The sequence below is a fragment of the Arthrobacter vasquezii genome (assembly GCF_029455255.1).
Lineage (GTDB): Bacteria > Actinomycetota > Actinomycetes > Actinomycetales > Micrococcaceae > Arthrobacter_D > Arthrobacter_D parietis.
Genome location: NZ_JAROKN010000030.1, coordinates 26,411 through 40,316 on the forward strand (window position 1 = coordinate 26,411; position 13,906 = coordinate 40,316).

Consider the following 13,906-nt stretch of genomic DNA (forward strand, 5'->3'; position numbering starts at 1 on the left):
AATGACTTCGCTTCGGCGCGGTCCTGCTACGGCGAAATGTCCTAGAGACCGGAGGGTCATGATCACCACAGTTGTCGACCGGACCCGGGCCCTCGCCTCCCTCTTCTGGCGTGAGCTGGCCAAGTTCGGTGCCGTGGGCGGTGTGGCGTTTGTCATAGACAAGGGACTGTTCTGGATCCTGATCCACGGTCCGATGGAGGACAGCGAGGTCAAGGCCCAGGTGGTGTCCGCCGCTATTGCCACGGTGTTCGCCTGGATTGCCAACCGATACTGGACCTTCCGCCACCGCCGCCAGGCCAACGTCCTGCGCGAACTGATGATGTTCCTGCTGATCAATGCGATCGGCCTGGGCATCGCGGCCGGCTTTGTGTGGCTCGCCAAGTACCCGCTCGACATCTCCGACCGCACGGGGCTGTTCGTTGCCGGAATTGTGGGTACCGTGCTGGCAACGGCCGTTCGTTTTGTTGCCTACCGCTTCTGGGTCTTCAACGAGGAACTCGATGCGGAGCCTGCGTTCGCTCATGACCATGAACTGATCCACCCCCGCTCCCGTGCAACTGCCGGTGCAGGTGCCGGCGCCGGATCATCCGTGCCGGTGGCCACCGGTCCGGTTCCGGCTGACGCTGCCGCATCAGCCCACCCGTCGCCCCAGCCGGTGGCGCACCCTCCGGCGCACCAGTCACCCCAGTCGGTGGTATACCCTCCGGCGAACCAGTCAGTGGTGCATCCGTCAGCTAAACAGCCAACCGAGCAGTAACGCGTTCACCCTCCATCAGGCGGTCGGTCACCTCGACCTCCGGGTGCACCAGCACCACGGTTCCACCGGCCGCCCAGATACGGACGGCAGCCGGCAGGACGGTCAGCAGGGGCAAGGCGGCCGGGACCAGCCAGATGCCTTCTGCGGGCTGGTCCGCTCCGTCCAGCAGGTCGCTGAACGTGAAACTCTTTCCGCCGGCACGGATCAGTTCGGCGCCGCTGTCAGCGGGATCCTCGAGATACACATCGCCGAACGCGCGGACGGTCGCTGCGTAGTCCACGGCACCGCTGGGAAGCGTTCCGGGCCAGCGCATGTCCAGTGCGCCCGGCGCCACCAGTACCAGCAACTCATCCTCGCGGTCCCCTTCCCGCCCAACGCGCGGTGCTTCCGGGGCGGCATCCATGGTGAGCCGAACATCTACGGGGGCACCGTCGTCGGGCGCGGTCCGGTCGCCGGGCGCTGTCCCGTCGTTGCGCACGGTCTCGTCCCGGAGCACTGTCACCGCACCGACCTGCCAACTCGCCAGCGCCCACACAAGGCTCTTCCAGTGCGGCGGCATTCCAACCGCGACGACGGTGCCCGCCACCGCGTCGAGCTCCTCGACCAGCATGTTGGACGTCTTCGCAACCCAGTTTTCGAGCACCCTGCCGGAGAGTTCCACCCGTTCGGAGCCGGGCCCGTACCAAATGAGCCGGGGTGCTCCGGACGCGGACCGGAGGGACTCACATAATTCTGCAACGGACTTCAGTGGTGCCACTGGGTGCCTGCCTTTCGTTGGGTAAGCGTGCTGACCTGCGGGTTCAGTTGCACAATTGTGAGGTGCGCTTCGCGTGGCGTGCCCGCCATTTGGGAAATTCACTCTATAAGATTCCCTTCGCCGCTTGACTCGATGCTACTTACACGCGTGTAATTAGGTCATCGGATTTGCTTCGGCAGACGGGATTTCGGGGTTTCTCAGCGGCTTGCTGAAGGCACATCTCCCACACTAGTTTCTGTCCGAAGCTGCTACACCGGGAGGCTGGTATGGGGCAAGCAGAGCACATTCAGGACCGCACGTCCATCGCGGCCCAGGCGTCTGCGCGCTACGGATCGCGCGGCGTTCCGCAGGACTGGTACGTCGATCCGGCGGATCCGGACGCTGCTGAGCGGTACAGGCAGCAGACTTCGTCGCTTGAAAATGAGGCAACCGCCTTCCTGGCGGCCCATGAGGCATTGACCGAGGGTGCCGGCGTCGAGAATTTCCTCGATGCCGAGCCCGCAGCGGCACCACGCCGCCAGGCCGTGCCGGAGCGGGTTGACCAGGCGGTATGGATTGGTCTTCCGGGCATCGGCTCCGACTTCGATGATGAAGGCGAGCTGGGCTGGCAGGCTGACGCACTGTGCGCTCAAACGGACCCGGAGGCGTTCTTCCCTGAAAAGGGCGGCTCCACGCGGGATGCCAAGAAGGTCTGCGGCTCCTGCAACGTCAAGTCGCAGTGCCTGGAGTATGCGCTGGAGAATGACGAGCGGTTCGGCATCTGGGGCGGACTTTCCGAGCGCGAGCGCCGCCGTTTACGAAAGCGAGCGGTCTGATTCATCCGCAACAAAGGGTCACAGCCGTTGTCGTAGCCCACAACGGCGCCGAGTACCTTCCGGACACACTCAAGGCACTCGGTCAGCAGACCCGACCCCCGGACTTCCATGTAGGAGTCGACGCCGGTTCATCTGATGAATCGGCGTCTCTTCTGCAACTGCAGCTTCCGGTGGGTTCCCCCGTAGTAGGCGCCTCCGGGCGCGGCGGCTTCGGTGCCGCCGTCCGTACAGGGCTTGCCGAGATTCCTTCCAGCCGCCGATCGGAACCTGACAGTTCCGATCCCGCCAGCGGGGTTCACGACTGGATCTGGCTTCTGCATGATGATTCCGCTCCCGAACCGACGGCGCTTGAGCAGCTCCTTCGAGCAGTCGAGCTGGCGCCGTCCGTGACCGTTGCCGGTGCCAAGCAGGTCGAGTGGGAGCATCGGCGCAAGCTGGTGGATGTTGGGCTGTCCATCAGCCGGTGGGCTGAGCGGCTCACCCTGATCGACGTCGACGAACTGGACCAGGGCCAGTATGACGTCCGCAGTGACATGTTTGCCGTCAACTCGGCAGGCATGCTGATCCGCCGTGATGTGTGGGACAAGCTGGGTGGTTTTGACCCCGCGCTTCCGGGTACGGGAGACGACGTCGACTTCTGCTGGCGCAACCGCCTGGCCGGTCACCGTGTAGTGGTGGCTCCGGGGGCGGTTCTGCGGCATGCCGGCTCACGGGACAACCACGCGGCAACGCTCGGTGCTGCGCGGCGTGCCGAAGTGTATCTGCGCCTCAAGCACGCAACGCTGTGGAAGGTTCCGTTCCTTGCGGTCGGTGCCGTGCTGGGCGGCTTCGCCCGCCTGATTCTCGGTCTGCTGGCAAAGGACCCGGGGTACGGCGTCGGCCAGCTCACCGCCAGCATCGCTGCCGTGCTGAAGCCCTTCGATTTGTACCGGTCCCGTCGATCAGCCGCCCGGACCAGGCGGCTGCCGCGGTCAGTGGTGCGTGCGTTGCGGACCGATCGCAGGGAGGTGTGGTCACACCGGAAGTCAGTGGTGGAGGCGTTTTCAGCACGCGGACTCGAAGACGAGTCCTACGCCCAGAGCACTGCTGTGGACGTACCCTCGGGCGATGCGAACGACGACTTCGCAGCACTGGAAGGCCCCTCCCGGATCTGGGCGGGTTGGGGTGCCATTGCCGCGGCGATAGTGCTGCTCGGTGTTTCACTGGTCGCGCTGCACCGGTTCATCGGTGCCGCAGCGCTGGCGGGCGGTTCCCTCCTGCCGCTGTCAACAGATCTTGCCGAGATCTGGGCCAATGGATCGCGCTGGTGGATCGATCTCGGTGCAGGCTTCGCCGGGCACGGAGATCCATTCAGCTATGTGTTGTGGCTGATATCGGTGCTGGGATTCGGCAACGGCAACGTGGCCGTCGTCGTGCTGATGCTGTGTGCTGCGCCGTTGGCTGGATTGAGTGCCTGGTTTGGATCGGGTGCTTTTGTGCGCAGCCGTTCGCTTCGGCTGTGGGCTGCGTTCTGCTGGGGATCGCTGCCGGTCCTTCAGGTTGCAACCGGTAGCGGAAGGCTCGGTGCACTCCTGGTGCACCTCCTGTTGCCGTTGGTTGCGCTGGCGTTCATCCGCGCAGTGGGGCAGGCTCCCGGTAGGCCCGGATCACAGACCAACGACGCCGTTGACTCATCCAGGCGCCAGCGTTCACTTCAGTTGATGCTCAAGCCGGGCATCAATGGTGTTCCGAGCTGGACGGCGGCTGCTGCGGCGGGCCTGATGCTTGCCGTGGTGACTGCGTCTGCTCCGTCGCTGCTGCTGTTTTTTGTGCTGGCTGTTGTGCTGATCACCCTGGTTGCACGCCGCCGTGCCAAGACACTCTGGTGGGCGCTGCTGCCGCCGCTGGCCCTGTTCATTCCGTTTGCGGCGTCCACACTCGACCGTCCCTGGGCCGTCTTTGGGGACCCCGGCCTTCCGCTGCCGTTCAACGCTGCGCCCCTGTGGCAGCAACTGTTGGGCTATCCGGTAGCTTTTCCTTCGTTCGGCGGGCTTGCTGCGTTTCCGGACCTGTTCGAGGGACCGTGGCCGCTTGTTGTTTCGCTGATCGTTGGGCTGCCGGTGCTGCTGCTTGCTGCGACGGCGCTTTTCCTGCCCGGCAAGGCCAAGGCCGCTGCGCGTGTGCTGTGGCTGCTGGCGTTGCTGGCACTGCTCGGCAGCGTAGCGAGTTCTCTGGTGGTGACCGGCGTCGGCTCATCATCGCTGATCACACCGTTCACCGGACCGTCGGTCTCGATTGTCTCCCTGGCGCTTCTGGCAGCTGCGCTGCTGGGCGGCGAATGGCTGCAGCAGCGTCTGCGTGCCGGTAGGTCCGGGCGTTCCGGTAGGCCGGTTCTAGGTGCCCGGGCCTGGTTGACCGCCGCTGCCCTGGTGCTGGCGTTGGGCCCGGCAACAAGCCTGACCGTCTGGCTGGTTCCGCAGCTGCGTACCCCGGATCCTGCGGTGGAAGCGACCACTTTCGGAACCGGGCAGGCGGTGGTGCCAAGTGCACCCCGTACACTTCCTGCGACCGCCGCTGACCGCGGTACCAGCGGGCAGCGCAGCACCACCCTAGTGATGAATGTCGACGGCGACAGTAACGTCAGTGCCGCGCTCATGCGGGGCGGCGGCACCACGCTCGATGCTCTCTCCCAGATCTACTCTGCCCGTCAGCTTCACGGTTCACTGTTGAACGCCCAACTGCGCGAGGACGACGACGCGGCAGCCGACGTGCGGCGTACCGTAGCCACCCTGGTGGCCGGCACCGGTGTGGACCCGCGCGAGGAACTGGAGCGGCTCGGGGTGGGTTTTGTTGTGCTGCAGCAGTCGGGTTCGGCGGCTGAAGTTCTCGCCAGCCAGATCGATTCTGTTCCCGGACTTGTGTCGGTGGGCAACACCGAGGCCGGCTGGTTATGGCGGGTCGAGATGTCCGCTTCCGGTAATTCGGCAGCCGAGGCCCAGGTGGGCAGGGTTCGGATTGTTGATGAAGCGGGCTCAACCCTGAGCGTGCTCGACTCCGGCGCCACGACCGCTTCGGGCACGGTTCCGGCAGGCCCTGAGGGCAGGATGCTGGTGCTGAATGAGCGGTCCGAGCCCGGCTGGGAAGCGACCCTCAACGGTGAACGGCTGGAACCGGCGTCTACCGGATGGAATCAGGCGTTTGCGCTGCCTGCTGCGGGTGGCGATCTGGAGGTTCACTACGTCACGGCGTGGGAACCGTGGTCCGGAATTGCGCAGGCGATCGTGTTCAGCCTGACTGTTCTGCTGGCCGTTCCGATTCCTGCGCGCCCCCGCTTTGTCCACGTGCCGCAGGGCCGTAATCGAACGGCAGCGGTTCCGGTGTCGAGCGGGCGGCGGGCGGCGGAACCTGTGGCTAGTAGTGCTGGAAGTGCTGACGCGTTTGGAAGTGCTGAATCAGCCGGCCCGGCTAGTGCGTCCGACCCGGCTGACTTAACTGACCCGCCAGAACGCGAATCTGCCCTGAGCAGCGGAAGGGCCGGTAGCTGACAATGAGCGCAACGAAGAAGGTTAGTGAGACGGCCGTGCCTGCCAAACGAAGCGGCACCTGGGTGCGCGGTGCAGCGGGGGTTGCTGCCGGCGTCGTACTGGTGTCTGCAACGGGCGTGCTGGCGGGGGCGAGCATTGTGCAGAACATTGAGGGCGCGGCAGTAACGTTCCCGGTGCCGACGGCGGCGGTGCCGGCGGGGGAGTATTCGGCCGTATGTCCGGAACCGTTGCGGCTGCTCGAGGGCACTGTGGACGGCGGCGATCCGGAGTTCAGTCCGGTGTCTGAGACCGCCCGTAACCGAGTCAGCGCCATGACTTTGAGCGATTTAGGCGGAACTGTTCCGGGCTCGTCGATCACTCCGTTGGGCGGTGGCGATCCGCTGGCGGTTCTTGCCGAGCAGGTGCCCGAGTCCGAGCAGGAGGACCCGCAGGTCAGCAACGAGGACGGCCTGACCAACCGAGTAGCGGGTGTTGTCTCCGGGCAGGCAGTCGAGGGTGCGGCCGTGTTGCGTGCCCAGGCTCTGGGGGAGCAGCGTGCTACTGCCGGTGCCGGGTTTACCTATACCGCGACGGATGGCGATCTTTCGGGCCTGGCGGTAGCGCACTGTCAGGTTCCGTCGAACGATTTCTGGCTGGTCGGAGCGGTGACCACGGTGGGTGCAACGGCGGTGCTGAACCTGCACAATCCGTCGCAGTCGCCTGCAACCGTCAACCTGGACCTGTACGGGTCCGAGGGCGTGGTTGACGCTCCGGGCGGCCGGGGGATTCTCATTGCTCCCGGTGAGTCGGAGTCGATAGTGGTTGCCGGCCTTGCGGCGAATGAGGAGAACGTTGCCATTCGCGTGCGCAGTGACGGCGGGCGGGTCAGCGGATTCATCCAGCAGAGCATGTTGCGCGGACTGACTCCCGGCGGGGTGGAACTGATCCAGGCCTCGGCGCCGAGCGCTTCATCGCAGGTTGTTCCGGGCATCCAGATTCAGGCGCCGGATGTGATGGACCCGATCATCGCGCAGGAGGGCTATGCCGGTGCCGGGCCGTCGCTGCAGGTTGCGGTGCCGGGTGGAACGGATGCTGTGTTGGATGTCCGTGTGTTCGGACCAAACGGTGAGGTGGAGTTGCCCGGCGGTGGCGTTGTTACGGCGGCGGCCGGTTCGGTCACCTCGATCCCGCTGGAGTCGCTGCAAGAGGGGAACTATTCGGCTGTCATCAGTTCCGACGTACTGATTTCCGCATCGGCCAGGGTTGTCCGCGGTACTGAACCGGAAGAGCCGGTCGACCTGGCACAGGTCCCGTCTGCTGTGCGCCTCGGAAGCCAGCACGTGTCGACGTTACCTACCGGAGCGGACGCAGCCTATGTCTTCAGTGCGCCCACCGGCCGGGCGGAGGTTCGCCTTCTTCCGGTCACTGCGGAGGGCGCCCTGGGCGAAGAGCAAGTGTTCGACGTCGCAGGCGGCACCACCCTGACGGTGCCTGCTGCTGATCTCGGCAAAGAGACGGTTGCTGTGCTGATCGGCGTCTCCGGTGATCCTGCCTATGGTGCGCAGGTGACAACGCTCGACGGCGATACTCCCGGAATTTCCGTAGCTCCCATTCCTGCGGGCAGTGCAGGCCAGCAGAGCGTTTCGGTGAATATCGGGTTCTAGCTGAGTTGTTTCGGCGCTGGTTGGCCGGGGCTGGATTGTGCAGCTCGCCCGTCTCAGGCCCGTTACCTTCAGGCCCGTTACCTTCAGGCCTGTTACCTTTAGGCCCGGGAGCGGCCGTAGGCGGGGTCTACCGCTTCGGGTGCCATGCCCAACAGTTCGGCCATCTGCTCGACCACCACGTCATGCACCAGTTCGTTGGCGGGAACGTAGCCCTTCGCGGTCATTTCGATGGGATGGCGAAACACCGTAATGGTGGCAGGCTGCCTGTCAGCGGCGGGAGTGGAAGTGCCCAGTAGCCCGCGCACGGTTTCAGGGGCCATCTGTTCCAGACCGTCAGGGATTTCGAGGACGAGGATCTGGACGTCCTGGATCTTGTCACCCCACAATCGTTCGAGACGCTGTGCGGATTCCAGAACCCAATCCTCGAACCGTTCGGAACGGGTGCGGGATCCAGGCAGGTGTGACGGGATGAGCTCACCGCGCAGGCCCCTACCGTGGCGATCACGCCGCCGGCGGGCGTACCGGGACTGTTCACCGACAGGCCCTTCCGGTACAGCCGGACGAATGGAAAAAGAGCTATCCCGCATGCTGAAACTCTAGTCCGAACCCGTTCCTGCTGCATCACTGGCACCGGACACGGTAGGCTGATCAGTCGTGGGATCGATCCGGCAATGTTCGCGTTCAGCGTGCCAGCGTGCTGCTGTGGCAACGCTTACCTACGTGTATGCCGATTCCACCGCTGTCCTCGGTCCGCTGGCCACCTACGCGGAGCCGCACTCCTATGATTTGTGCGCCCCCCATGCCGAGAACCTCACGGTTCCGCGTGGGTGGGAAGTACTTCGGCTTGCACTCCCATCCGGACCGCCGGAACCCAGCCCGGATGACCTGTTGGCTTTGGTGAATGCTGTTCGTGAAGCTGCGGTTGACCGCAGCGTTCCTGAACCGGCTGCTCCCGGATCGAAGTCTCCGCTGACGCCGCCGCCCGGCGAGCCAGGTGCACGTCGCGGCCATCTGAGAGTTTTACGCGACCGGTGAGTTCTGGGCTCTGAGCACTGAGTTCTGACCACTGTCAGTTGTGAGCACTATCCACACGGATTCCCGGTGCTGATGCACTGCGCGATACCCTTGTAATACCGCACCACGTGTCACAGCTGTTGCTGCCCCGCACGCCATCCGGAATCCTCGAAAGGCTGCATCCTGTTGCCCAATATCTCTTCTGATCTGTTGGCTATCCTTCGGTGCCCCGTGACCGGATCCGCACTGGTGCAGGAGGGCGAGGCGCTGCGCTCGTCAGCTCCGGATGCAGCAGGTAGCTATGTGGAATACCCCATCGACGAATCCATCCCCGTGCTGCTTCGTCCCGAACTCAGGGCAGCGGAGAACGTTTCCGCGCCTGCTCCGACGCCCGCTTCTCCAGCAGAGGAATCCCCATCACTATGACGTTTGACTTCAAGGTAGCCGACCTCTCCTTAGCAGAAGCCGGTCGTCACCAGATCCGGCTTGCAGAGCACGAGATGCCCGGGCTGATGGCACTGCGGCGTGAGTTCGGCGAGAGCCAGCCGCTCAAGGGGGCCCGCATTGCCGGTTCCCTGCACATGACAGTACAGACGGCGGTCCTGATCGAGACACTGACGGCTCTCGGCGCGGAAGTCCGGTGGGCGTCCTGCAACATCTTCTCAACGCAGGATGAAGCGGCAGCGGCCATCGTCGTCGGGCGTGGAACGGTTGAAGAGCCGGCCGGTGTGCCGGTCTTCGCCTGGAAGAACGAGTCTCTGGAGGAGTACTGGTGGGCAACCACGCAGATCCTGCAGTGGCCTGACGCCGAGCCCAACATGATTCTCGACGACGGCGGTGACGCCACAATGCTCGTGCACAAGGGTGTGGAGTTTGAGGCAGCCGGAGCGGTACCCGCTGCGCCGGCCGAAGATGACGTCGATTACTCGCACGAGTACGTCGTCTTCCTCGATGTTCTGCGTTCCTCCCTGGCCGAAGATCCGCAGCGCTGGACGCGCATTGGGGCGTCCATCCAGGGTGTCACCGAGGAAACCACCACCGGTGTTCACCGCCTGTACCAGCTGGCCGAGCAGGGCAAGCTCCTGTTTCCGGCGATCAACGTCAATGACTCCGTGACAAAGTCGAAGTTCGACAACAAGTACGGCATTCGCCACTCACTGCCGGACGGCCTAAACCGTGCAACCGATGTCCTCATTGGTGGGAAGGTCGCCGTCGTCTGTGGCTATGGCGACGTCGGCAAGGGTGCGGCTGAGGCACTTCGCGGCCAGGGTGCGCGTGTGATCGTGACCGAAATCGATCCGATCTGTGCACTGCAGGCAGTGATGGACGGCTACCAGGTGGCCAAGCTTGAATCGGTGCTTTCGGTGGGTGACATCTTCATTACCACCACGGGCAACAAGGACGTCATCATGGCGCACCACATGCAGGCCATGAGGCACCAGGCGATCGTCGGAAATATCGGTCACTTCGACAATGAGATCGATATTGCGGGCCTGGCTCGCGTACCCGGCGTTGCCAAGGTGGAAATCAAGCCTCAGGTTCACGAGTGGGTATTCGATCAGGGGACTGACAAGCAGCGCAGCATCATCATGCTATCGGAGGGGCGCTTGCTCAACCTTGGCAACGCTACCGGTCACCCGTCGTTTGTCATGAGCAACTCGTTTGCGAATCAGACCATCGCGCAGATCGAGCTTTTCAGCAAGCACGGTCAGGTGCGCGAGGACGGATCGCCGGAGTACGCCAAGCAGGTGTACGTGCTGCCCAAGATTCTTGATGAGAAGGTTGCCAGGCTGCACCTTGACGCCTTGGGTGTTGAGCTGACCGAGCTGTCCAAGGGTCAGGCCGAGTATCTCGATGTTGATGTGGCCGGGCCGTACAAGTCGGATCACTACCGCTACTGAGCCGTTGCGCTGACGCCGCGGCGTCGTACTGACGCTGCGGCGAGCAGCAGGTTACGGGCGTTGCGACCACCAGGCACAGTGACGTACGGCCAGGAATCGTAACCGGACCGAAAGGGTGTCCAGCCGGAGCTGCCGGTTACTCGCGCGTAAAATTGCAACTGGACAGCAACTAGCAGGCAGGGTATGGAGCATGTCGAATCTCTCCGACGGGAAGCAGCCGCGGCGGCGCGGTTGGAAGATCGGTGCGCTGATTGTCGGTGGGCTGCTGGTTGTCGGTGGCGGTGCTGTGGCTGCCGTTACTGCGCCGAGTTGGGCTAACTTCGGCAATGAGCAGGCGGCAGCGCCGTCGTCGTCCGCTCCGTCTTCTGCCCCTTTCTCTTCCGAGGAACCGGAAGCTGAGCAAACGGCGGTTGCTGAGGAATTCACGTTCGGTGTGACGCCGACGGACGGTGCGGTAGCGGTGAACCCGGTCACACTTCCGGAGATCCGGGTGGAGGAGGCGACCATTCAGGATGTGTCGCTTGAGCCTGTGGACGGCGGCGAGCCGGTTGCAGGAACGGTGTCGGAGGATGGCTCCTCTTGGAAGGCCGACGGGCCGCTCTCGTTTGCCACGGAGTATGCGTTCGAGTTCGTTCTTGTCGACACGGCCGGCGGAGAGCACCGGCAGGAGCAGACGTTCACCACCGTTCAGCCGGAGAATGAGGCCAATGCCTGGATGTATCCGGCTCCAGGGTCCACTGTTGGGACCGGCCAGACGATCGAGATCACGTTCAGCGAGCCGGTGATCAACAAGGATGCGGTTGAAAAGGCCATCACGATCACCAGCACGTCCGGCCAGAAGGGTGCGTTCTACTGGCTGAACGATTCAGAGGTGCGCTACCGGGCTCAGGAGTACTGGGATCCGAACAGCACCATCACCGTTGATGTGCAGTTGTTTGGTGTTGATTTCGGTAATGGAATGATCGGCAACTTCAACGACACGTGGTCGTTCTCGACCCACAATGACCGCCTCGCTGTGGTGGACAATGCCACCAAGGAGATGCAGGTCTTCATCGACGGCAAGCTGGAGAAAACCTTCCCCGTGACGCTCGGCACTGAGGAATGGCCATCCTTCTTCGGGTTCTACACCGTGATGGAACAGTACGAGCGGACCAAGTTCACGGCGGAGTCCATTGGTCTGAAGCCGGGGGATCCTGCCTACTACGAGCCGACCGAAGTGAACTACGCAAGCCGCATCTCGAATGGTGGCGCTTTTGTTCATGAGGCGCTTCCTGCAGCCCAGCCGATTCTGGGTGAATTGAACGTTTCGCACGGTTGTGTGGGCATGAGCCCTGAGGGTGCCAAGTACTTCTATGACATGTTCGGTCCGGGCGACATGCTCGAGATCCGGAATACGGACACCGGTCCGGTGCAGGTCTGGGACGGTTTTGGTGACTGGAACCTGACCTGGGCAGAGTGGACCTCGCAGCAGGTGTGATTTTCTGCTTGCGCTGTAGCTTCAGCGCTCAGGAACTGAACGGCAGCTTGTGAAGCTGTTCGGCGGTGCGTGAGGTTCGTTCGCGCTGTTTCATGAGTCGGGCGTAGTCGCGGTCGCGCCGTTCGGATACGACTGCGTTCAGGAAGTCCTCCGGTGGTGTTCCTGCAGGTGGTGTCGGGAACACGAAAGCTGATGCTTCGGTGGCCAGTTCAATTGCGAGGGCAGCGCGTGCAGGCGGGGTGAGGCGGTTTGCCTGGCCGATGAACTGTGAAATCCGGCGGGTTAGCGCGTCAGGTAACTGGGCGACGTCGGCAGTTGCGATCCACTCCTGTAACTGCGGCGGCAACACGGCGCGTGTGCGGGACTTGACCACGACGCGCTCGTGCATTGAATAGGTGCCCGCAAGCAGGTCGCCCAGCCGTTTGGAGCGTTCATTGAACACTGCAACGAGGAAAGCGAGCGAGCCGACCAGAAGGTAGATTTCCAGGACGGCAAGCATTCCGCGGATGAAGGCATGCCGGAAGCGGATGGAACCGCCGTCGTCGCGCACGATGCGCAGTCCCATCACCAGGCGGCCGAGTGACTTTCCTCTGGTCACCGTTTCGATTGTCACCGGAATGATCACCAGGACAAGAACCACGAGCACCAGAACGAGTGCCTGGGTCAGTGCAGGGTCGAAGGAACCGCCAACGGTGTTTCCGACGGCGACGATGACCCCGATGATCACCAGAATTTGTGCGAGCACGTCGATCATCAGGCTTACGGCACGGGCGCCGAAAGATGCCGGGCGCAGTTCAAGAACGACTGCTTCGCCTGTGATGACCGAGCTCATTGGATGTCCTCCCCTTGGATGAAATCAGCTTAGCTGCCGTTGGCGTGTGGGTTTCGGCGGCTAAGCTGATCGGGTGGATCTGGACGCATTCGAGGAAGTTAACCGCGGTGACTGGAACCGGCTGGATTCGCTCACGCGGCAGCGCCGGTTGCGTGGCCGTGAAGCTGATGAGTTACTCAGCCTGTATCAGCGCACCTCCACCCACCTGTCGATGATCCGTTCCGTTGCGCCAGAGAGTGCGCTGTCCAACGAACTGTCGATGCGGTTGTCACGGGCGCGGACCAAGTTCACTGGTGCACGCTCGAATGTACTCGAAGATGTTGCGCGATTCTTTGTGATCTCGCTGCCTGCTGCGTTCTACCGGATCCGCTGGCTCACTGTGGTGGTGGGTGTGGTTTTTGTGGGTGTTGCCTGGCTGTTCGGTGCCTGGGTTGTGAATACGCCCGGAGTCATTGCGGCTCTTGGCAGTGACGAGGAGATTCGGCGGTATGTCGAAGAGGACTTCGTCAACTACTACTCGGAGAATCCGGCTGCGTCCTTTGCGGGCCTGGTGTGGACCAACAATGCATGGATTGCGGTTCAGGCGGTCGCTTTTGGGATCACCGGTATCTGGGGTCCGTTCATCCTTTATCAGAATGCCCAGGGCGTGGGGATGGCCGGGGGAATGATGGCCTCCTACGACAAACTCGACGTGTTTTTCATCTATATCCTTCCGCACGGTTTCATGGAGCTGACGGCAATCTTCATTGCGACGGCGGCAGGGTTACGGATCTTTTGGGCGTGGGTTTCGCCTGGAGCACGAACGCGGTCGCAGGCGCTTGCCGAGGAGGGGCGGTCGCTCATTACGGTTGCGCTGGGGTTGGTGCTGGTGCTGTTTGTGTCCGGGCTCGTAGAAGGGTTTGTGACGCCGAGTCCGCTTCCGGTGTGGCTGCGGATCGGAATCGGTTTTCTGGTGTTCGCGCTCTATTGGGTCTACACGCTGGTTCTTGGCAGACGTGCAGTTAGGGCTGGGTACACCGGCGATCTTGCGGATGAAGACCGTGGGGCTTCGGTGCTGACTGCCTGAACGTGAGCGAGGCTGGGTGCGGTGCAGTGCAGTGCAGTGCCGTGCCGTGCAGTGCAGTGCAGTGCCTCGGCCGACCGTGCCGTGCCGCGCCGACTGTGCCGTGCGTGCCGCAGGCGAAAC

General features: G+C 63.2%; 11 protein-coding genes and 1 pseudogene. 9 read left to right on the forward strand and 3 right to left on the reverse strand.

Annotated elements, in window-relative coordinates; all coding sequences use genetic code 11:
• Positions 1-58 precede the first annotated feature (58 nt).
• Positions 59-610: pseudogene (locus P4U43_RS11480) on the forward strand (GtrA family protein); the annotation flags it as partial.
• A 124-nt stretch (positions 611-734) separates the two neighbouring features.
• Here P4U43_RS11480 and P4U43_RS11485 read toward each other — a convergent pair.
• Positions 735-1,514 carry a TIGR03089 family protein gene (locus P4U43_RS11485; protein ID WP_277358855.1) on the reverse strand — a complete coding sequence of 260 codons (780 nt, stop codon included), beginning with the start codon at positions 1,512-1,514 and terminating at the stop codon, positions 735-737.
• A 266-nt stretch (positions 1,515-1,780) separates the two neighbouring features.
• Between P4U43_RS11485 and P4U43_RS11490 the strand changes: the two genes are divergently transcribed.
• From P4U43_RS11490 to P4U43_RS11500, 3 genes are read left to right on the forward strand one after another with little or no spacing between them, the layout of a single operon-like run.
• Positions 1,781-2,329, forward strand: coding sequence for a WhiB family transcriptional regulator (locus P4U43_RS11490; RefSeq protein ID WP_277358856.1), 549 nt, complete (start codon positions 1,781-1,783; stop codon positions 2,327-2,329).
• Positions 2,329-5,853: a glycosyltransferase family 2 protein gene (locus P4U43_RS11495; RefSeq protein WP_277358866.1), complete on the forward strand. Its 3,525-nt coding sequence runs from the start codon at positions 2,329-2,331 to the stop codon at positions 5,851-5,853. Before P4U43_RS11490 ends, P4U43_RS11495 begins: the two co-directional genes overlap by 1 nt.
• A 35-nt stretch (positions 5,854-5,888) precedes the next feature.
• Positions 5,889-7,496: a DUF5719 family protein gene (locus P4U43_RS11500; protein ID WP_277358857.1), complete on the forward strand. Its 1,608-nt coding sequence runs from the start codon at positions 5,889-5,891 to the stop codon at positions 7,494-7,496.
• Between the two features lie 98 nt (positions 7,497-7,594).
• On the opposite strand, the gene P4U43_RS11505 is transcribed toward P4U43_RS11500, so the two are convergent.
• Positions 7,595-8,083, reverse strand: a complete 489-nt coding sequence (locus P4U43_RS11505; protein WP_277358858.1) for a metallopeptidase family protein — start codon at positions 8,081-8,083, stop codon at positions 7,595-7,597.
• Positions 8,084-8,150: 67 nt separating this feature from the next.
• Here P4U43_RS11505 and P4U43_RS11510 point away from each other — a divergent pair, with 67 nt between their 5' ends.
• From P4U43_RS11510 to P4U43_RS11525, 4 genes are all read left to right on the forward strand, one after another.
• Positions 8,151-8,531, forward strand: coding sequence for a DUF3499 domain-containing protein (locus P4U43_RS11510; RefSeq protein ID WP_082566093.1), 381 nt, complete (start codon positions 8,151-8,153; stop codon positions 8,529-8,531).
• Between the two features lie 210 nt (positions 8,532-8,741).
• A complete protein-coding gene (locus P4U43_RS11515) occupies positions 8,742-8,936 on the forward strand; it encodes a hypothetical protein (protein WP_318533026.1) in 195 nt (64 codons plus the stop codon).
• Positions 8,933-10,411, forward strand: coding sequence for an adenosylhomocysteinase (gene ahcY / locus P4U43_RS11520; RefSeq protein WP_277358860.1), 1,479 nt, complete (start codon positions 8,933-8,935; stop codon positions 10,409-10,411). Before P4U43_RS11515 ends, ahcY begins: the two co-directional genes overlap by 4 nt.
• Before the next feature lie 190 nt (positions 10,412-10,601).
• Complete coding sequence (locus tag P4U43_RS11525; protein WP_277358861.1) at positions 10,602-11,888, forward strand: L,D-transpeptidase; 1,287 nt, start codon at positions 10,602-10,604, stop codon at positions 11,886-11,888.
• Between the two features lie 28 nt (positions 11,889-11,916).
• On the opposite strand, the gene P4U43_RS11530 is transcribed toward P4U43_RS11525, so the two are convergent.
• A complete protein-coding gene (locus P4U43_RS11530; RefSeq protein ID WP_056548834.1) occupies positions 11,917-12,720 on the reverse strand; it encodes an RDD family protein in 804 nt (267 codons plus the stop codon).
• Positions 12,721-12,793: 73 nt separating this feature from the next.
• On the opposite strand from P4U43_RS11530, the gene P4U43_RS11535 reads away from it, so the two are divergent.
• Positions 12,794-13,786: a stage II sporulation protein M gene (locus tag P4U43_RS11535; RefSeq protein WP_277358862.1), complete on the forward strand. Its 993-nt coding sequence runs from the start codon at positions 12,794-12,796 to the stop codon at positions 13,784-13,786.
• Positions 13,787-13,906 lie beyond the last annotated feature (120 nt).